The 21,048-nt window shown below is 32.6% G+C and carries 19 protein-coding genes and 2 rRNA genes; 5 read left to right on the top strand and 16 right to left on the bottom strand.

Annotated features, from left to right (window positions below):
* Positions 1–285: 285 nt before the first annotated feature.
* The 4 genes from EXC46_RS03070 (at position 286) to gap (ending at position 4,246) form a co-directional block, all read left to right on the top strand.
* Positions 286–1,335: a replication initiation and membrane attachment family protein gene (locus EXC46_RS03070; protein WP_027333485.1), complete on the top strand. Its 1,050-nt coding sequence runs from the start codon at positions 286–288 to the stop codon at positions 1,333–1,335.
* A complete protein-coding gene (locus EXC46_RS03075; RefSeq protein WP_027333486.1) occupies positions 1,335–2,225 on the top strand; it encodes an ATP-binding protein in 891 nt (296 codons plus the stop codon). Before EXC46_RS03070 ends, EXC46_RS03075 begins: the two co-directional genes overlap by 1 nt.
* A 1-nt stretch (position 2,226) precedes the next feature.
* A complete protein-coding gene (fmt, locus tag EXC46_RS03080; protein ID WP_027333487.1) occupies positions 2,227–3,063 on the top strand; it encodes a methionyl-tRNA formyltransferase in 837 nt (278 codons plus the stop codon).
* Between the two features lie 187 nt (positions 3,064–3,250).
* Positions 3,251–4,246 (top strand): type I glyceraldehyde-3-phosphate dehydrogenase, encoded by a 996-nt coding sequence (gap, locus tag EXC46_RS03085; protein WP_027333488.1) that lies wholly within the window; start codon positions 3,251–3,253, stop codon positions 4,244–4,246.
* Between the two features lie 146 nt (positions 4,247–4,392).
* Here gap and EXC46_RS03090 read toward each other — a convergent pair whose 3' ends face one another.
* The gene (locus tag EXC46_RS03090; protein ID WP_027333489.1) at positions 4,393–5,907 is read right to left on the bottom strand and encodes an MATE family efflux transporter; all 1,515 of its coding nucleotides are present in this window, start codon (positions 5,905–5,907) and stop codon (positions 4,393–4,395) included.
* A 122-nt stretch (positions 5,908–6,029) separates the two neighbouring features.
* The gene (locus EXC46_RS03095; RefSeq protein ID WP_027333490.1) at positions 6,030–7,154 is read right to left on the bottom strand and encodes a low temperature requirement protein A; all 1,125 of its coding nucleotides are present in this window, start codon (positions 7,152–7,154) and stop codon (positions 6,030–6,032) included.
* A gap of 96 nt (positions 7,155–7,250) precedes the next feature.
* On the opposite strand from EXC46_RS03095, the gene EXC46_RS03100 reads away from it, so the two are divergent.
* On the top strand, positions 7,251–8,756 hold the full coding sequence (locus EXC46_RS03100; RefSeq protein ID WP_027333491.1) for an amino acid permease: 1,506 nt from the start codon (positions 7,251–7,253) through the stop codon (positions 8,754–8,756).
* 91 nt (positions 8,757–8,847) lie between these two features.
* Here the strand turns inward: EXC46_RS03100 and EXC46_RS03780 are convergent, their stop codons facing one another.
* The 14 genes from EXC46_RS03780 to EXC46_RS03165 form a co-directional block, all read right to left on the bottom strand.
* The gene (locus tag EXC46_RS03780; protein ID WP_084262938.1) at positions 8,848–9,729 is read right to left on the bottom strand and encodes a nucleotidyl transferase AbiEii/AbiGii toxin family protein; all 882 of its coding nucleotides are present in this window, start codon (positions 9,727–9,729) and stop codon (positions 8,848–8,850) included.
* On the bottom strand, positions 9,669–9,881 hold the full coding sequence (locus EXC46_RS03765) for a hypothetical protein (protein WP_052353004.1): 213 nt from the start codon (positions 9,879–9,881) through the stop codon (positions 9,669–9,671). The genes EXC46_RS03780 and EXC46_RS03765 overlap by 61 nt, the downstream gene beginning before the upstream one ends.
* Positions 9,874–10,485, bottom strand: a complete 612-nt coding sequence (locus EXC46_RS03110; RefSeq protein ID WP_027333492.1) for a DUF6088 family protein — start codon at positions 10,483–10,485, stop codon at positions 9,874–9,876. The genes EXC46_RS03765 and EXC46_RS03110 overlap by 8 nt, the downstream gene beginning before the upstream one ends.
* A 176-nt stretch (positions 10,486–10,661) precedes the next feature.
* A complete protein-coding gene (rplQ, locus tag EXC46_RS03115; protein ID WP_027333493.1) occupies positions 10,662–11,024 on the bottom strand; it encodes a 50S ribosomal protein L17 in 363 nt (120 codons plus the stop codon).
* A gap of 1 nt (position 11,025) precedes the next feature.
* Positions 11,026–12,033, bottom strand: a complete 1,008-nt coding sequence (locus EXC46_RS03120; RefSeq protein WP_027333494.1) for a DNA-directed RNA polymerase subunit alpha — start codon at positions 12,031–12,033, stop codon at positions 11,026–11,028.
* A 30-nt stretch (positions 12,034–12,063) separates the two neighbouring features.
* On the bottom strand, positions 12,064–12,453 hold the full coding sequence (gene rpsK / locus EXC46_RS03125; RefSeq protein WP_027333495.1) for a 30S ribosomal protein S11: 390 nt from the start codon (positions 12,451–12,453) through the stop codon (positions 12,064–12,066).
* A 2-nt stretch (positions 12,454–12,455) separates the two neighbouring features.
* Positions 12,456–12,824, bottom strand: a complete 369-nt coding sequence (gene rpsM / locus EXC46_RS03130; RefSeq protein ID WP_027333496.1) for a 30S ribosomal protein S13 — start codon at positions 12,822–12,824, stop codon at positions 12,456–12,458.
* Positions 12,825–12,841: 17 nt separating this feature from the next.
* On the bottom strand, positions 12,842–12,955 hold the full coding sequence (gene rpmJ, locus EXC46_RS03135) for a 50S ribosomal protein L36 (protein WP_027333497.1): 114 nt from the start codon (positions 12,953–12,955) through the stop codon (positions 12,842–12,844).
* 15 nt (positions 12,956–12,970) lie between these two features.
* A complete protein-coding gene (gene infA, locus EXC46_RS03140) occupies positions 12,971–13,186 on the bottom strand; it encodes a translation initiation factor IF-1 (protein WP_027333498.1) in 216 nt (71 codons plus the stop codon).
* 2 nt (positions 13,187–13,188) lie between these two features.
* Positions 13,189–13,947: a type I methionyl aminopeptidase gene (gene map / locus EXC46_RS03145; RefSeq protein ID WP_027333499.1), complete on the bottom strand. Its 759-nt coding sequence runs from the start codon at positions 13,945–13,947 to the stop codon at positions 13,189–13,191.
* 76 nt (positions 13,948–14,023) lie between these two features.
* A complete protein-coding gene (locus EXC46_RS03150; protein ID WP_027333500.1) occupies positions 14,024–14,671 on the bottom strand; it encodes an adenylate kinase family protein in 648 nt (215 codons plus the stop codon).
* Positions 14,665–16,068 carry a preprotein translocase subunit SecY gene (secY, locus tag EXC46_RS03155; protein ID WP_027333501.1) on the bottom strand — a complete coding sequence of 468 codons (1,404 nt, stop codon included), beginning with the start codon at positions 16,066–16,068 and terminating at the stop codon, positions 14,665–14,667. The genes EXC46_RS03150 and secY overlap by 7 nt, the downstream gene beginning before the upstream one ends.
* A gap of 153 nt (positions 16,069–16,221) precedes the next feature.
* A 23S ribosomal RNA gene (locus EXC46_RS03160) occupies positions 16,222–19,109 on the bottom strand.
* Positions 19,110–19,408: 299 nt separating this feature from the next.
* Positions 19,409–20,915: ribosomal RNA gene (locus EXC46_RS03165) — 16S ribosomal RNA — on the bottom strand.
* The 16S and 23S rRNA genes sit together here, the layout of an rRNA operon.
* Positions 20,916–21,048: the final 133 nt, after the last annotated feature.

Here is a 21,048-nt window from a genome sequence, read left to right on the forward strand (position 1 = left end):
TTATTCGAACATGATTTTTTATTAAAATAATGAAACAAGTAGAAACGGTTCACATTTTGTTTCATATTTAAAATTAAATATGTGGATAACTTGTTTTTTTATTTTGTAAAATTCCAAAACAATATTGATAAAAGCATAAAAAATGTTTTTAGACTAATTATCAATTGTTAATATCAATAGGGATAAAAATAATATTTAAATTGTTTTTTCTAAACATAATTAATTAAATTAATTAAACAAATAAAATTAAGATTGAAACAAAAAAGCAGAAAGCGAGGAAGAATTATGAACAAGATTAGAAACTTAAGATTTTCATATTTCGAAGTTCGTAAAGAAACTTATATTTCAAGCCAAGACTTAAGCAACCTTAGAGAACTTTATGGTTCAATTTTAGGTGCTGGACCAATTTTTCTTTATGAATATTTATTAGATTTTCTTAAAGATCAAAACGTTCAAAAATCTTCAATTGATTTTTATGCTTTCTCAATGCTTCTTTCTATGACGCCAGAAGAACTGGATGAAAATAGAAAAAAACTAGAAGCACATGGTCTTCTTAATTTAATCTATGATAACAATCGTGCAGTAACTATTTTATTAATCCAAAAACCATTAGATGCAAAAGGAATTGAATCTAATTTCATTCTCAAAAATGCAATCATTAAAAAAATTGGAGAAAGAAACTTTGATATCTTAATCAAATCAAAAATTAGTAAAATTCACGAACTTGTTGGTGAAGCATATGAAGATGTAACAACAACATACTTTGATTTATATAATGATTTTGAAGAAGAAAAAGAATTAAATGTGATTTCTGCTCCAAATTCAAATGTAGCTGCTACTGAAAATAATAATATTAAAGATTTTTTAATTGAACTAGGGCAAAAAAACAGAACTGAAAAAGAAATTAAAAAAATTGCCAAAAAACAACACACACCAATTAAATTAGAAATTGGAAATGTTAAATATTCAAACGAATATGAAGCATTACAAAATTTAGATACTGTTTCTTTCTATACACAAATTACAGATCGTGATCCTAATGAACTTGCTCAAAAATTTCTTTTAAACTGAAAAAGAGATTATCAACTTGATGATAAAACAATTAATTTAGTGCTCTTTTTAGCAAATTTAAAATTCAAGAACAAAAAAAGTGATTCTTGACTTAAATTAGCAAATTCTCTAATTAAGGAAGTTGTCCAAAATGAACTTCGCAATTTTAATAAGGTTGAAAACTATCTTGATGGTAAATTCGAAATTTCAACAGAATATCGTCCAATTTATGAACAAAAAGCTTTCTTAAAACAAATCTACCTTAACAAAAAGGCTGATAAATAATGTCTTCAAAAATGGTTAAAGATGTTTTGGATGATCTTTATTTCGATATTACTCCACGTAGTCAAAAAGAACTTATTGATTCAATTAAAAAAGAAGTTTTATTAAGTTCAATTATTAAAAAATTACAAATAACAGATGATGAAATTTGAGATAACTATATTGAATTGAAAGACTTTATTCAAGAAAATAAGGAAAATGACGAAAATAAGATTTATAAAACAATTATTTTAAGAAACAATGATAATGAGCTTGTTTTTGCTAAACAAATTGTTAAAAATGAAAATTCGAAAAGATATCTATTAGAAAACAATTTAGCTTTTTCAAATATTTCTAAACCAATGAATGATTTAATCTTACAAGAGATAGACACTATTAAAGAACATTCGCATTTCGATTTATATAATTATAAACATGATTTATTGAGCAAAATAGAACAAGGTAATAACCAAATCACCGGATGCTTTATACAAGGTGATTATGCTAGTTTGCGTTCACATGCATTAAGCGCGATCGCTAACACTTTAATGGTTGAAGACTATGAAGTTGCATATATTAATGCTAACTATTTAGAAGATCAACTTAAAACTAATTTTAGTTCAGCAAATAATGAAACCAACTTTGTGATAAATAGCCTAATTGATATTGATGTTTTAGTTATTGATGAAATTGGATTTAAAAAATATAGCGCTTGATTTATTGAAACTGTTTTAATCAAAATTCTTGAATCACGCTTAATTAATAACAAACTTACTTTTATTGGTTCATACCTTTCAATTCGTGACTTAAATAAAATTGTAAATCCTAATAATAAAACTTCCGTTTTTGCACTCAAAAAATTAGAATCAATAATTATTAAGTTATGCCCATCTCAAATTTGAATAGGAAGGTAATATGAAAATAATTTTAGCAGGAACCCCTAATTTTGCTGTCTCTATTTTTGAAGAAGTAATTAAAAATTTTAATGTTGTAGCAATTATTTCTCAACCAGATCGACCAGCAAATCGTGGATATAAATTAGAACCAACACCTACAAAATTATTAGCTCAAAAATATAATATTCCGCTTTTTCAACCTAATAAAATAGGTGATATTGCAGAGGAAATAAAAAAGCTTGACTGTGATTTACTTTTAACTTGTGCTTTTGGTCAATTTATTCCACAAAGAGTATTAGATTTACCTAAAAAAGCTGCTCTTAATATTCATGGATCATTATTACCTAAATATCGTGGTGCTGCACCAATTCAATACTCTCTTCTAAATGGAGATCAAGAGACCGGAATTTCCTTAATGTATATGGAACTAAAAATGGATGCTGGCGATGTTATTAAAGTTGCTAAATTACCAATTGAAAAAAATGATACAAGCGATACTTTATTTACAAAGTTATCACAGTTAGCAACAGAAAACATCACAAACTGATTGCATGAATTTAATGATGGTGATTTTCAAAGAATCAAACAAGATGAATCTTTAGTTATATTAAGTCCAAAGCTAAATAAAGAAGATGCTTTGTTAGATTCTAGCTTAACAAAAAGACAAGCTTTTAATAAAATTAGAGCCTTTTCTTCTAATCCAGGTGCATATGTTTATCTAAATGGAAAACGTGTTAAAATCTATTACGCAACATTAGAATTAGAAAAACCAAATTCTCTTGTTTTGGAATTTTCAGATGGTAAATTATATGCAATCGATTATCAATTTGAATCTAAAAAAAGAGTTAAATTATAATGTGGTAGTGTTACCACATTTTTATTTTTCTTTCTGGCTTTAAAAAACATTTTTTAAGAGTTAATAAAGTATAATATCAAACGTAAGATATTAATATCTTAAAGAAGTAAATTTATTAATAAAAATATCAAAAAATCTTACAAATTAATACTTAGATAAATATAATTCGAGAAAGGAATTAAACTTTATGAAAAAAGTTGCAATTAATGGTTTCGGAAGAATTGGAAGATTATTTTTCCGTAGATTATTAGAAACACAATCTAACTTAGAAGTTGTTGCAGTTAACGACTTAACAGATCCTAAAACATTAGCTCACTTATTAAAATTCGATACAGCATTCCACCAATTACCATACGAAGTGGAAGCTAAAGAAGGTGCTATTGTTGTTAATGGAAAAGAAATTAAAGTATTTGCTGAAAGAGATCCAGAAAACCTTCCATGAGGTGAATTAGACATCGACCTTGTTGTTGAATCAACAGGATTCTTCACAAGCAAAGAAGGTGGAGAAAAACACGTTAAAGCAGGTGCTAAAAAAGTTGTTATTTCAGCTCCAGCAGGAAGCGATTTAAAAACAGTTGTTTACAATGTAAACCACGATATTTTAAATGCACAAGATACAGTTATTTCAGCTGCTTCATGTACAACAAACTGTTTAGCTCCAGTTGTTAAAGTTTTAGTTGACAAATTCGGAATTAAATCAGGACTTATGACAACAGTTCACGCTTACACAGGAGACCAAAGATTACAAGATGCTCCACACCGTGATTTAAGAAGAGCTAGAGCTGCTGCTCAAAACATGATCCCTACATCAACAGGTGCTGCTAAAGCTATCGGACTTGTAGTTCCAGAAGCTGCTGGTAAATTAGATGGTTTAGCTGTTCGTGTGCCTACAATTACAGGTTCACTTGTTGACTTAACAGTTATGTTAGAAAAACAACCAACAGTTGAAGAAATCAACGCTGCAATGAAAGAAGCTGCTAACGAAACAATGAAATATGAAACAGCCCCAATTGTATCATCAGATATCATCAACTCACACTACGGTTCAATCTTTGATGCTGGTTTAACATCAGTTAAAGTTTCAGCAGAAGGAAACTTATACAAATTATTCTCATGATATGACAATGAAATGTCATACGTATCACAATTAGTAAGAACAGTAGTACACTTTGCAAACTTATAATTCGCAATATCTTTAAAACAAGGTTAATTAGCCTTGTTTTTTATATCTTTTCATGCGTTCTTTTCATTCATTTTTGGTTATAAAAAATAGCATAGGCTTGATTAAGTCTATGCTATTTTATTCAACTAAATTTGTATGCTTTACTTTTATTTAGCTTTTTTATGGCGCAAGCTAAAGTGTTCATGTGTGATGTTGCGGTCTCATTTTATATTGTAATAAACGAGTTCAAAAATAGCCATTTTCACAATATCTGAAAGGAAAAAGACAAAATAATATCCAACGACATTTAAGCTTCAGCGATCAGGGCCAACAATGACTAAACTGAGTAGCGCTAATCAACCAAGTTGTAAAAGTCCAGTAGAAAATTCAAGAATTGAGAGTAAGTTGTTTCTTCCACCTGATGAAATTAATCTAGCACTAGTGATAAATCATGCTCATAAAGGACTAAAGAAAAGCATAATTAAAAGTGTTCCAATTAAATATCTATCATAAACTGCTTTGACTTCAATAAGTACTTCTTTCGTTACATTAACGTTAGAAAGTTGTCAGTTCTCAATTGCAGCGCTTGAGAAAAGCGATGTATACGGCAAGGCAATTAAGATAAGGGAGCAAAGCAAACTCATACCAAGTTGCATGATAAAGTGAAAACCTTTTAAATGATTACCATTTCTAACAGCAATATCAAATTCACTTCGACCTAGATGCATTCCAACATACTTGGTAACGTTTGCGCTAAACGAAGCAAAAGTAGCTGTAAATATACCTGTAAATGTCGCTGTAATTGATAAAATAGCAACATTCATTAAATGATACTCGTTGCTTGTGGCTGCGGAGTTGTAAAAGATTTGTCTCACAGTATTAAATGCAACTGCAAGTGATGAAAGAAAAATTGATGGAAAACGTTTCACGAATTGAATAAAAATTGTCGATGAAACGTGGAATAACTGTCATGGAGCAACATTTAATTCTCTTCTTTTTCAGTAAAGAAAAATGAAGTTCATTGTCAGCGCCGAAACTCTCGCTAGCACACTAGCAAGTGCAGCACCAACTACACCCATATTCATTCCATACATAAAAATTGAGTTAAAAGTAATATTTACTAGTAAAGTTGTAATTGTTGAATACATCGAATATTTTCCAAGACCAATTTCACGTAAAAGATTCCCAGATGTAAAAGTTCAAATTAAAAGAATTCAAGCAATTGTAATATATTTTAAATAATCTTTGGAAAGTTTAATAATTTCATCATAACTAGCGGCATTAATCTCATTTCTCTTTCCTGCAACTAAAGTGATCATTCGATCTGGCATTGAATAAGCAAAAATTAGTAATGTAAAGACTACAATCGCGCTTAATATAATTCTTAAACTAATAACCTCGCGAGTTTTTTTAATATTGTTGGCTCCTAAATATTGACCAACTAAAACAGAACCAACAAATGCTATTCCAGTAAAAATAGCAAGAATAATTGAGGTATAAAAGTTAGCAAAACTGAGTGCGGGGGCTCCACCATTAATATTTAAGACCATGAAGTTATCAACAAAATTATTGAGCGAAAAGCAAAGTCCAGATAAAACAACAGGTAAAGCAAATTTAAAATAGTCTCATCACTTTGCTTTTGAATCTGGAAAATGTTTAATAAAAAATTTTTTAAGAAACACAAAACTCCTTTCTAGTTTACTTTTATAAGTGTAAAATACTTTTAAATTTTATAACTTTTAGCCTAAAAAAGAATAAAAAAGAAAACTAAAAAAACTAGTTAAAACTAATTTTCAAGTTTTCTTTATCTCTTTTTAAAGCTGATATAACCATAAAGTTGCACCACTAGCAAAACAGCTAGTAAGCTAGTTAAACAAAAATGATAGAAAAGGTAACTAATATTGATAAATCCTAATCCAAAAACAAGTCCAATAATGCATAATGTAAATATGATATGAATTAAATTAAAGCGATATTGCTCTTTCCCAAAAAGATAGAGAATAAGAAATAATGATAAAACATACATAAATAAAGCAATATAACAAATGATTCAGATGAGCGTTAGTGAAAGTTGATTTTGAATACTAAATTCAAAATCTAAACTTAAAAGACTAATTGAAATAAAAATGAAATAGTGAATAAAGAAAAGTCAGTAGACTCTCTTATTACCTTTATGATGATCAATCATATTATCAAAAAAGAGCGTGTAATATAAAAAGATTGAACCACTAAATAAAATAGCTAAAATACCTTTTCAATCAAGATGTTCAAAATAGTGCGATAACACAATCAGCATTTCTCCAAAGAAAATAATAGTAAGGAGATTTAACCTTTCAATTGCATGGGGTAAATTAATTGGTTTTTCCTTTACAGCAAAGCGAATAAAATGGGGGACAAGCCATGTGAGAATTAAAATTACAATTGCAAAATAAATACCAATTCGGTAGCTTAATTGAGAAATAACAGCAAGTGCTACTCCAATTGAAAAGAAAAATGAAATGTAAATATAAAATGCATAACGGTATTCACATACTTCTTTGTTGCGAAGTAAAAAATAAAGAAACTGTGCGACAAAGCTAAAAACAATAAAACTAAAGGCGAGATTAAATTTTTTAAAACTCTCTTCTCAATTATTATTAATTGAATAAGAAATGTACATAATAATAGCCATGTCAATTAACATAAATAGTTTTTCGACAAAAGTATCCCGGCCATAACGATTAATAAAAATTGTTTTAGTAACTCAAACATTGATTAAGCTAATTAACACTAAACCAAATTTTAGAAAATCTTGAAAAATAATTTTGCTATGATCATCATGTTCAAAAATGTTCACAAAACGCGAAATAGCTAAAACAAAAACTAAATCATAAAAAAGCTCTGCTAGTGAAACTTTTTTAATAAAATTCATTGCTGCTTGCTTGACCATAATTAACTCCTTTCATGTCCTAATTTATTTTAAATTTTATCTGTTTTTTGTTGCTTTAAGAAAAATGTATTTAGTTTTTTAGCTTATAATTAGACTATGAAAAATAAAACAAAAGGTAAAATAGGTTTTTTTGCTTCCCTATCAATTAGCGTATCAAGTGTAATAGGTATTGGTATTTTCTTTAAAAATATCAGTATCTTCAAGAATCAAACTCTTGAAGGCACAAATAATTTTAGCTTATATAGTTTTTTACTAGTTTGAATACTTGGTGCTTTATTATCACTTCTTACTGCTTATTGTTTTTTACAAGTTAGTAAATCAGGACATTCAAAAAGTGGTTTATCAGGCTGAATTAGTAATTTATCAAACAAAAAACAAGGTTATTTAGCTCGAATTTTTCAAGCCTTCTTGTACTACGGGATTTTAGGTACAATTTTACCTATTTTATCTACTGAAATGATTTTTAATGCTGTTGCTTCAATTAGAGGAATAAATGTAACTAATATTCATTTTGGTTATGTTGTTTTAACTGGTTTTTTTGTTGGTTTAAGTTTAATTACACTTAATTTTCTCTCCTTAAAAACTACAGTCTTCTTACAACAATTTTCTTTCTTTTTTAAGATTATTCCGCTTTTAATAGCAATCACAATTGCTTTTATTGGTAGTTACAATGCTCCAAATATTAATTCCGAAAATTTAAATCCAGGTGCAAATGGAATAGCAAGTACAAAGTTCTTTAATTGAAGTGGATTATTTTTATCATTACCAATTGTTCTTTTTGCTTTCGATGCTTTTTTAATGATCGGAAATCTTGCTGATGATATGAAAAAACCAAAGCAAATACCAATTGTTTCAATTTTAACAATAATCATATCTGGTGTTATTTACTTTTTCATTTCACTAGGAGTTGCTCTAACTGGATATGCTAATGTAGTTAATATTTTTAGTAGCATTTTCAAGAATCAAGATCAAGATCAAATTCATAAAATAATCACTATCATTGTCTACTTTATGCTTGGTTTTAGTGGTTACTTTGTATGTAATTCGGTTACTTTAGGAACCTTAAGAGGATTTGAAGGCTTAGTTGAAGAGAAAAATATTATTGGAGCAAATTTTTTTTCAAAATTAGACAATAGAAAACATGGTTTGGGTGGTTACATTCTTTATTTAATCGTTTTTGTGGTATATTCAGCCTTACTTTTTATTCCTTCAATTATTTTAAACACTGACTCATTAATTGATACATTCTCGAATATTCCAATTAATATTTTCTTCCTTGTTTATGCATATGCTATTTATTTAGCACTCAAAAAACATCTTCAAACAAAAGAACCAGCAATTAGATTCTTCAAAGCTATTGCATTAATATCAATTATATCAATTGTAATAATTATGGGATTTGATATTATTTATCGTGATATTTATTTAGCCTTTATAAAAGGAGGTCAAAGCAATAGCGGTGTATTTTATGCTTCAAATAATTGAAAATACATTTACGACGGTATTTCCTACTGAGGTTTTATAATAGTTGTTAGTCTTTTTGCTTATTTAAATTACTACAATCACTTCAAAAAACAAAAAACAAGAGCCGACTTAATTTAATAAGTCGGCTTTTTTATATAACTTTATGACATTAAAGAATAACTTAATATTAAACAAATTATTTAATAATAAAACTTGATGCTTCGATAATCTAATTTTCTTTTCCTCATTTTAGGTTAACTACTTTTTTATTAAATTCTTCTTGATATTTGTGCATTAAATTCATAATTTCATCAAAGGGAATAATTTTACCTATGAACATTCATCCCATTAATTCATAGTCTTTAGAAAAGATGTGGATCGCTTCTTCATTAGGTAATAACTTCAATTTCCCTTCAATAATATCATCATATTTCGCTCAATTGCAAGAATAAAATTTCTTTTTAAATTCAATAACATCTTGAAGTATATGTATGTTTGAGAAAATTTCATCATTTCCTATTTTTTCTAATATTTTATAAACATCATAAAAGTGTCTAGAATATCTTACAGGATAGTTGCCGTTAGTTCTATTGCATTCTCTATGAATTAATGTTAATTTCTCAAAAAACGTTCTAAAAAGACTTGTAGTTATAACTTTGTTCTCTCATTTAAAAAAGTCATCATAAACTTTCTCTATATAGGACTTAATTTCACGACTTTCGCAAGGAATAGATTTAGCTAAACAACCAATTTCAATAGAAATAACTTGACGCATAGTAGAATCATTATATTTTTTAGGATATTCAAATTCAATAATTCCAGGATTTTTAGCATTAATATAAAAATGAAATTGCTCTTTTATTTTTAATGATGAAAAATAAGACTTAATTTCTGGTAAAAACACTTCTTTTATAAATAGATTTGTTTTTTCATTTATTTCATCATTAAAGAATATTTGTTGTCTATTACTTCTTTTCTGATAAGGTTCATTCTTATGATAACCTAGAATAGTTCAATCCAAAGCTATATCAATATCCTCTGAGAATCTATCTATAATATTATAAACTTTCGATAAAGATGTTCCGCCTTTAAAACTATGTAATTCTTGAATTTAAATTCTTGAAATAAATAGTTAAGTAAGAACGTAACTCAAAAATCTTTTTCTATAACGCTTTCTCTAAATTCTAATTGTTTTGCTATTTTAGTTACAACAAGTTTAAAATCAGCATCATTGACAGTTAACAACTTTTCTAAATTATTCATATTTAATTTGATTTTCTATTTCTTTGATAATCTTAAAAATTGGAAAAGGTAATTTTGTTAAATCCTCTTTGGTAAAATCGATCTTTGCTTTTTGAGAAAAATAAATTAATGCATTCATTTCTTTTTTAGTGAATCTTTCTTTAATAGCAAATTTGATTGCTTGGATTAAGAGACGTAATTGATCTGATTCAAAATCTAATAAATTATTCGATGTGTGCTTAAAGATAATTTTAATATTATTATAAATATATGTTTTTGATGGTCCAGTAGATGCAAAAAGAAGAACAACCGGCACTTGAGTTGATAGACCAGTGTCATTTAAAGCCATTACACTTGTGGGAGCTATTTTTCAAGAAGATTTTTCAGCTAGTTTTATAGCAACTTCATATGAAGTAGGATATCCATATTCTTGGAACCTTTCACTATAATATGGTTTTGTGTATAAACCATTGATTAAGCGAATAATTTTGTTTTTTTCAACTAATCTACGCAAGATTGATTTAATAGTGTTAGGACTTCCTAGGTCATAAAAATCTTTTATAGCAAAAATTTTCCCTTCGTTCTCGTTCATTATATTTTCAATTTGTGCCGTTATATTTTTCATAAAATCTCCTTTTAATTTGCACCTAAATTATATACTTTTTAGGTGCAAATTTATTATTTTCTTGATATTTGAAATAAAATTAACAAAAGTGTAATAAAAAAAACAAAGCTTATGCTTTGCTTTATATTATTGATAATAATTTTGTTAAATAATGTTATTAAAGCTCTAAAGAATAATTAAACTAATTCAATGATTGCCATACGTGTGTTATCACCTAAACGTTTAGGTAATTTGATAATTCTTGTGTATCCACCGTTTCTTTCTGAATATTTAGGTGCGATTTCAGCAAATAAATATTTTAAAAGTTCTTGACCATTTTTCGCGTTGATTGGACGTAAGTATCCTGCAACGATTCTTCTGTTTGCCAAAGTTGGGTTTTTTGCTTTTGTAATCATTTTTTCAGCGTGTCTTCTAACTTCTTTTGCTCTTGTAACTGTTGTTGTAATTCTTCCGTTTGCAAAAAGTTCACTAACTAATGAACGCATTACACCATTTCTTCATTTTGTATCACGTGAATAAATTTGTGTTGGATTTGCCATATTATTCATCTCCTTCTTTTAATTCGTAACCATATTCTTTAAGTTTTTCTACAATTTCCTGAATTGATTTTTTACCTAAGTTTTTAGTTTGTTCAAGTTCTTCATATTTCATAGAAGCAATTTGGCTAAGTTTTGTTTTCTTAATTCTTTTTAAAGCATTTAATGAACGAACAGAAAGATTAAGTTCAGTAATATCGATATCTGTCTCATCTTTGTTTTCTGTTTCTTTCACTTCTTCTTCAAATAATTCGATTTTTGCCATACTATCTACATCACCAATTACTTGTAAGTGAGCAATTAAAATTTCACTTGCTGTTCTTAAAGCATCTTTGGCTTTTACAGTTCCATCTGTTTTGATGGTAAATTCTAAAGATTCTTCAATTTTTGTTGATGATGAGTTAAGTTCATTTACATTGTAGTAAACTTTCTCAATTGGTGAGAAGTTTGAATCCACAGCAATAAATTGACCTTTTTTAATGTCTGATTCTAATTCTGATTCTTTTTTGCTTAAGAAAGCTTTATTTTCTTCAAATGACATGAATCCACGCCCTGGACGAAGATAAAGTTCTAATTTAAGAGCATTTTCAGACATAACTTCAGCGATATGTAAGTTGTGATCAATAACTTCAATCCCTGCGCTATTTTTTACTTCTAAGTAACGAGAATTAATTTTACCTTTCTCGTCTGATGTTAATGAAACCTTGATAATTTCTGTATCAGAAATTGTTTCAGGATTATAAGAAAAACGAACTTTTCTTAAATTCATAATTAAACTTGGAACATCTTCAACTACATCTTTGATAGTTTGAAATTCATGTTCTACACCTTCGATACGAATAGCGAAAGGTGCTAATGAGGTAACACTTGAAAGTAAAACTCTTCTAAGAGCTACTCCTAGTGTATTACCATAGCCTCTTTCTAAACCTTCTAAAACAAAAGTTGTTTCGTATTCTCCGACTTGTTTAATTTCAGGTTTTTCTAAGTAAACTAATTGTTTCATCTTTTCCATAAGGATACCTTCTTTCAATTACGAATTAAATTATTTTTTCATACGTTCACGTTTTAAAATACGTTTTGGTGGTCTTGTTCCGTTGTGTGGAACTGGTGTAACGTCTTTAATTTCAGTAACTGTAATACCTGAAACTTCGATTTGTTTTCTTGCAGCATCTTTCCCTGCTCCAAGTCCTTTAAGTTCAACTTTAACAGTTTTAATTCCTTGTTCTTTAGCAGCTTCAGCAGCAGCTTGTGCAGCTAAACCAGCAGCATATGGAGTTTTCTTTTTAGTTCCTTTGTAACCAATAGCTCCAGCTGAACTTCAAGCAATTACATTCCCGTTTTCGTCTGCAAAGGTAACAATTGTGTTTTGGTTTGATGAGTGAATGTGTGCAACACCACTAGTAATATTTTTTTTCTTTGATTTACGAGCCATTATTATTTACCTTTCTTTCCAGCAACAGTTTTTCTTGGTCCTTTACGTGTACGAGCATTCTTTTGAGTTGATTGTCCTCTTACAGGAAGTCCTCTACGGTGTCTGATTCCACGGTAGCATTTAATTTCCATTAAACGTTTAATGTTTAATGTAACTTCTCTTCTTAAATCACCTTCTGTTAAGTAATCTTTAGCAACTTCACGAATTCTTGATAATTCTTCTTCTGAAAGATTTTTAACACGAGCGTTTTCGTCAATGTTTGCTTTTTTACAAATTTCTTGTGCTGATGTTTTACCAATTCCGTAAATGTATGTTAATGAAATAACTACACGTTTGTCATTTGGTATTTCAACGTTTAAAATACGTGCCATTTAATTTTCCTTTCTAATTATCCTTGTCTTTGTTTGTGTTTTGGTAAAGCACAAATTACACGGATAACTCCTTTACGTTTAATGATTTTGCAGTCTTTACACATTTTTTTAACACTTGCTCTAACTTTCATTTGTTCTCCTTAATTCTACTTGTGACGGTAGACAACACGTCCTTGTGTTAAATCATAAGGACTCATTTCTACGTCAACAACGTCTCCAGGTAAAATTCGAATATGATTTACTCTCATTTTTCCTGAGATATGAGCTTTAATAACTAAACCGTTTTCAAGTTCGACTGAATATAAATCAGTTGAATGAACTTCTTTAACAGTTCCTTTTAGCTTGATTGCGTCTTTAGCCAAAATTAAATTCCTTTCGTAAGAACAACACCTTTATTATCTTTGATTAATACAGTGTGTTCATAATGAGCAGTATTACTTCCATCACGAGAAGTAATTGTTCATCCGTCTTTTAAAACTTTAATTCCAGGAGTTCTTGTAATCATAGGTTCAATACAAATAACCATTCCATCTTTAAGAAGTGGTCCAGTCCCTTTTTGTCCATCGTTATGAACATCAGGTCACTGGTGTAATTGAAGCCCTATCCCATGACCACAGAATTCACTTGGAGTATAAAGATTATGTTTTTTGATGTACTGTCCAATTGCATGAGAAATATCTCCTACACGTGCACCTTTTTTAATAGCTTTTAAGCCAGCTAAGAAAGCACCTTTAGCTACATCAATTAATTGTTGGTCTTCTGCAGATATTTTACCCACGCCTTTTGTAAAGGCACTATCTGAATTATAACCTTCATAAATGCATCCAAGATCAACACTAACTAGATCTCCTTCACGGACAATGTAGTCACTCGGAATGCCATGGATCAATTGTTCGTTGACAGATATACATGCTGTCGCTGGAAAGCCATATAAGCCTAGAAAGGCTGGCTTTGCTCCACGTTTTACTATTTCTTTAAAAGCTAATTGATCAATCTCTTTTAAAGAAACGCCTGGTCTTACAAAGTCAAAAACAATTTGTTTTACTTCTGCCAAGATTTCACAACTACGAGTAATTTTTAAAATAGCATCATGGTTATTTACATTTGTATTTTTTCTAGCCATAATTGTCCCTCGTTAATCATTCTTTGAATAAAAAAAGTAAGTACCTTCTTAGAGTACTTACATTTTACCATTTTTATTAGTTTTTTTGAATAATTTCTAAAACTTTTTCAGCAACTTTATTAGGTGCTTCTAAAGCTTCAACAGTTACTAATGCATTTTGTGATTTGTAAAAATCTAAAAGTGGTTTTGTTTGCTCTTCATAGATTTCTAAACGGTTTGTAATTTTTTCTGCTTTATCGTCTTCACGAATAAATAATTCACTGCTGTCTAAGTCACATTTATTTTCCACTTGTGGTTTTTTGAAAAGAACATGATATCCAGTTTGGCAAGTAGGACAAGTTCTTCTTCCGCCTAAACGCTCTAAAACAACTTCTTTTGATACTTTAAGTTCAATTACAATAAAATTATCCCCAAATGTATCTCTTAAAAATTCAGCTTGGGCTAATGTTCTTGGATAACCATCTAAAATGAATCTTTCGCCTTTTTCAATGAATTTAGTAATTGCGTTTTTAACAATTTGGTTTGTAATTTCATCAGGAACATATCCACCAGAAGTTACATATTCTTGAACTTTGAGTCCTAATTCTGTTTTGTTTTTAATTTCGCTTCTAAAAATTTCACCAGTTGAAAGGTGAGTTAAAGTACCATTTTGTTTAAGAATACCAGCAACAGTTCCTTTTCCAGCACCTGGCATTCCCATAATGATAACGTTTTTGTTTATCATAATAATCCTTCTACTTTATCGTCTTCATTATCCGATTCAATATTTGAAAGTGTTAATCTTTTAGCTTTGGCTAATTTATTTGTTTTGTTTCTAGCCTGAATTTGACTAATTGTTTCAAGAGATGTTGAAACTAAAATCATAATTGATGTTCCACCGAATGAAATTGCTTGGTTAAGCACACCAGTCATAATTTCAACAAATTGCATACTTCCTAAAACAAGTAAATAAATTGATGAAAAAACACTGAGTCTAAAAACAATTGCAATTAAATAATCTTGTGTTTCTTCACCAGGTCTAACTCCAGGTATAAAAGTTGAGCTCTTTGCAAAATCTTCAGCAATTTTATCTACTTTTGATTGTTGGATCCCCATAATTAATGAAAAGAAGAAAATAATCACTAATAAAAGACTAAAACCTAGTGGTTTAGTAAATTGTAAATTAGCATTAATTCATTGTTTTGAAGCACTTGTGTTAGGCAAGATGTTTGCAATCATACCAGGGAAAGAAAGTACCATCATAGCAAAAATAATAGGCATAATTCCAGCTGGATTTAATTTAATAGGTAATTTACCAATTTCTTTTTTGTTTTTCGATCTTCCTGCTCCAACTTGTTGAATTGGAATATGTCTTTCAGCAACATAAACAATTGTAACAATAACTATTACAATTAAATAAACAAGAATATAAGTTGCAAAGTTAATAATACCAACAAGAGTACCAGAACCTTCTGTTGCACCTTGAACGTATGTAACAAAGGCAGATTGAAATTGAAAAGGTAAACGAGCAGCAATACCTGCAAAAATAATTAAACTCGTTCCGTTTCCAACACCTTTATTTGTAATCTGTTCTGAGATAAAAAGTACAAATAAAGAAGCAGACACTAAAATTAAAGGCAACGCAAAATAAGCTAAAAACGATGTCGTTAATCCTGTTGTACCTGGATTGATACTAATAAATGGATTATCTCCTGTTGTTAAACCTTTAGTTAAAAAGATAGCTTGTGGAAAAGCTATAACAAGCGTTAAAACTCTTGTTATGACATTAATTTTCTTTCTTCCTTGCGGCCCACTCTGACTTAATTTATAAACAGGTGGAAATACTTTAGTTTGTAAAATCATCATTATTAATGAAGCGTTAATAAATGGGCTAATTCCTAAAGCAAAAATAGAAAATTGTCTAAGACCACCTCCACCAATTAAATTCAAGGTATTTAAAAATGAATTATCTGATAATTGGTTCGGGTTTGTTATTTGTATAAAAGGCAAAGTAATAGTTGTACCTATAACAAATAAAGTAAGTAATAAAGAAGTAAATAAAAACTTCTTTAATAGGTCTTTTGTCGATCAAAATTGTATTCATCAATTTTTTATTTTATATGTTTTACTATTGAACAAAATAACCTCTTCTTTCTAGTTTAAATAATACTAGTTAATTATATATTAATAAGATAACAAAGTGTGAAAAAATAAAAAAAAGCCCATTTGGGCATTGCTTTTTCAAAACTGAATAGTAAATAATAATTCATTAAAATGTCTTGAATAAACATCTTAACTTTTAAACCTATCAATTTATTAGTAATGGTCAGCTGAATGTATTACTACACTTACACTTCCATCCTATCAACCTCGTCGTCTACAAGGAATTTCAAGGGAATACTTATCTCTGAGGAGGCTTCCCACTTAGATGCTTTCAGCGGTTATCCTTTCCGTACTTAGCTACCCAGCTATGCTCCTGGCGGAACAACTGGAACACCAGCGGTACGTCCACTCCGGTCCTCTCGTACTAAGAGCAGCTCTCATCAATATTCCAACGCCCACATCAGATAGGGACCGAACTGTCTCACGACGTTCTGAACCCAGCTCGCGTACCGCTTTAATTGGCGAACAGCCAAACCCTTGGAACCGACTCCAGCTCCAGGATGCGATGAGCCGACATCGAGGTGCCAAACCTTGCCGTCGATGTGATCTCTTGGGCAAGATAAGCCTGTTATCCCCAGGGTAACTTTTATCCGTTGAGCGACTGCCGTTCCATGACGTACAGCCGGATCACTAAGTCCTGCTTTCGCACCTGCTCGACTTGTAGGTCTCGCAGTCAAGCACACTTCTACCTTTGCGCTCTACATACGGTTTCTGACCGTATTGAGTGTACCTTTGAACGCCTCCGTTACCTTTTAGGAGGCGACCGCCCCAGTCAAACTACCCACCACGCACTGTCCCCCCACCGGATAACGGCGGCAGGTTAGAAACTCAACATACCAAGGGTGGTATTTCAAGGACGACTCCATTAAGGCTAGCGCCTTAACTTCAAAGTCTCCCACCTATCCTACACATGTTAGGCCAAGTTCCAATACGAAGTTGTAGTAAAGCTCCATGGGGTCTTTTCGTCTTGATGCGGGTACCCAGCGTTTTCACTGGGACCATAATTTCACCGAGTCCATCGTTGAGACAGTTGAGAGATCATTGCGCCTTTCGTGCAGGTCAGTATTTAGCCGACAAGGAATTTCGCTACCTTAGGACCGTTATAGTTACGGCCGCCGTTCACCCGGGCTTCACTTCAACGCTTCGCATAAAGCTAACGCATCCGCTTAACCTTCGGGCACTGGGCAGGCTTCACCCCCTATACATCACCTTGCGGTTTAGCAGAGAGCTGTGTTTTTGATAAACAGTTGCCCCTCACAATTTACTGTGGCCAACTAGAAGTTGGCTCCCCTTCTCGCGAACTTACGGGGTCATTTTGCAGAGTTCCTTAACGATGGTTTTCTCGCGCGCCTTAGAATACTCATCTTGGGGACGTGTGTCCGTTCTCGGTACAGGTACCAGTTACTTTAACGTTTAGAAGCTTTTCTTGGAAGCATGAAATCACATAATTCGGAACCGAAGTTCCTATGCATCGTAGATTCCGGTTATAGAGTACGCATTTAACTATACTCACCAGTTGCTACTTACCCCCAAATCCATTAATGGGTAATGCTATCCTTCTCCGTCACTCCATCACTAGTAATAGGTAGTACAGGAATATTAACCTGTTGTCCATCGGATACGCTTTTCAGCCTCTCCTTAGGTCCTGACTAACCCTGGGTGGACGAACCTTGCCCAGGAAACCTTCCCCAATAGGCGTTGTGGATTCTCACCACAAATCGTTACTCATACCGGCATTCTCACTTCTAAGCGCTCCACCAGTCCTCACGGTCTGGCTTCGCCGCACTTAGAACGCTCCTCTAACGTGTTTTCACACCCGTAGCTTCGGTATCATGTTTTACTCCCGTTACATTATTGGCGCATGATCTCTTGACTAGTGAGCTATTACGCACTCTTTAAAGGGTGGCTGCTTCTAAGCCAACCTCCTAGTTGTTTATGAAATCACACAACCTTTCTGACTTAACATGATTTTGGGACCTTAGCTGACGATCTGGGTTGTTGCCCTCGCGAGCCGGGACGTTAGCACCCCGGTTCCGACTGCCTGATAATACACAATGGTATTCGGAGTTTGATTATAGTCAGTACCGCTAGGCGCGGCCATTCCATATTCAGTGCTCTACCACCAAAGTTTAACATCAGACGCTAGCCCTAAAGCTATTTCGAGGAGAACCAGCTATCTCCAAGTTCGATTGGAATTTCTCCACTATCCACAAGTCATCCGGGCACTTTTCAGCGTACTACGGTTCGGCCCTCCACTTGGGGTTAACCAAGCTTCAGCCTGCTCATGGATAGATCACATGGTTTCGGGTATATATCAACATACTAAACGCCCTATTAAGACTCGATTTCTCTACGGCTCCGTTTTTCTCCACTTAACCTCGCATGTTAACATAACTCGCCGGTCCATACTGCAAGATGTACGCCATCACTCATTAACGAGCTCTGACTAATTGTAAGTAAGCGGTTTCAGATTCTATTTCACTCCCCTCCCGGGGTTCTTTTCACCTTTCCCTCACGGTACTAGTTCGCTATCGGTGTCTGGTTAGTATTTAGCCTTACCGGATGGTCCCGGCAGATTCAGACAGGGTTTCACGTGCCCCGCCCTACTCAGGATACTATCAGAAGTCTTTGCCATTTCGCGTACGGGAGTTTCACCCTCTATGCTTTAGTTTCCCAACTAATTCTGCTATAACAAAGATTTGTAACTTCGTGTAGATAGTCCTACAACCCCGACTTATGTCGGTTTGGGCTCTTCCACGTTCGCTCGCCGCTACTAATGGAATCATTATTTATTTTCTCTTCCTGTTGCTACTAAGATGTTTCAGTTCACAACGTGTCTCGCAAATGTAACTATTTTATTCATTACATAGCAACTAGAAATTACTCTAGTTAGGTTTCCCCATTCGGAAATCCCCGCTTCGTAGCTTATATCCAGCTCCACGAGGCTTATCGCAGGTAATCACGTCCTTCATCGACTTCCAGACCCAAGGCATCCACCACAAACTCTTACTTATTTAAAAGTTGTAACAATATATGACCTATTGTTGATGTATATTCAAAGACATTTCAATAAATTATTATATTTAATAATAATTACTCGGTATCAATCAAAACAAATTAACCAATTTAATTTATTTATTTTATTTGATGTCGTTGTAATATCTTTACTATTCAGTTTTCAAAGAACAATTAGAGAGAAAGTTCTCTCAAAACTAGATATATCTATGGACTATTAACATAGTACATGTGTCATTGTAACAAATAATTTTAATAAAAATAGTCTTAAGTATCCTATTAATATAGGTAATGTACTCCGTAGAAAGGAGGTAATCCATCCCCACGTTCTCGTAGGGATACCTTGTTACGACTTAACCCCAGTCACCAGTCCTGCCTTAGGCGGTTGTTTCCGTAGTTAACAAAACCGACTTCGGGCATTACCAGCTCCCATGGTTTGACGGGCGGTGTGTACAAGACCCGAGAACGTATTCACCGTAGCGTAGCTGATCTACGATTACTAGCGATTCCGACTTCATGTAGTCGAGTTGCAGACTACAATCCGAACTGAGAACGGTTTTTTGAGATTTGCTCCACGTCGCCGTCTTGCTTCTCTTTGTACCGTCCATTGTAGCACGTGTGTTGCCCCACTCGTAAGAGGCATGATGATTTGACGTCGTCCCCACCTTCCTCCCAATTACTCGGGCAGTCTCCTTAGATCATCTAACTAAGGACAAGGGTTGCGCTCGTTGCAGGACTTAACCGAACATCTCACGACACGAGCTGACGACAACCATGCACCATCTGTCATTCCGTTAACCTCCACTATATCTCTATAGCTTTGCGGAAGATGTCAAGAGTGGGTAAGGTTCTACGCGTATCTTCAAATTAAACCACATGCTCCACCGCTTGTGCGGATCCCCGTCAATTCCTTTAAGTTTCACACTTGCGTGCATACTACTCAGGCGGATGATTTAATGCGTTAGCTGCGCCGATGGTTCCCATCAGCTAATCATCATCGTTTACGGCGTGGACTACCAGGGTATCTAATCCTGTTTGCTCCCCACGCTTTCGTCTCTCAGTGTCAATATGTGCCCAGTTAGCTGCCTTCGCCATGTTGGTGTTCTTCCTAATATCTACGCATTTCACCGCTTCACTAGGAATTCCGCTAACCTCTACACAATTCTAGTATGCCAGTATCCAACGCGATTTGGGGTTGAGCCCCAAGTTTTGACGTCAGACTTAACACACAACCTACAGACGCTTTACGCCCAATAATTCCGGATAACGCTTGCAACCTATGTATTACCGCGGCTGCTGGCACATAGTTAGCCGTTGCTTTCTGACAAGGTACCGTCAAGATCATGGCATTTCCTCCACGATTTTTTCTTCCCTTATAACAGCAGTTTACAACCCGAAGGCCTTCATCCTGCACGCTGTGTCGCTCCATCAGGCTTTCGCCCATTGTGGAAAATTCCCTACTGCTGCCTCCCGTAGGAGTCTGGGCCGTATCTCAGTCCCAGTGTGGCGGATCAGTCTCTCAACCCCGCTAAACATCATCGCCTTGGTAAGCCATTACCTTACCAACTAGCTAATGTTACGCACCCCGATCTTCTAGTGAAGCTTGAAAGCTCCTTTTATATATAGTTCATGCGAACCATATAAGTATCCGGCATTAGCGCTAATTTCTCAGCGTTATTCCAATCTAGAAGGCACGTTAAGTACGTGTTACTCACCCATTCGCCGCTAAGTTCCGAAGAACTCCGCTCGACATGCATGTATTAGGCACACAGCCAGCGTTCATCCTGAGCCAGGATCAAACTCTCGAAAAAATTGACTGTCATGTATTGTATATATCTAGTTTTCAAAGAACTTTTGTTTCAAAATGTTTGCTTAATTATTATAGCACAAGAAAAATAAAACAATAATTTTTTTTATATTTTTTATTTGATTTCTTATTCTATT

It is taken from the genome of Mycoplasmopsis glycophila (assembly GCF_900660605.1).
GTDB lineage: Bacteria > Bacillota_I > Bacilli_A > Mycoplasmatales > Metamycoplasmataceae > Mycoplasmopsis > Mycoplasmopsis glycophila.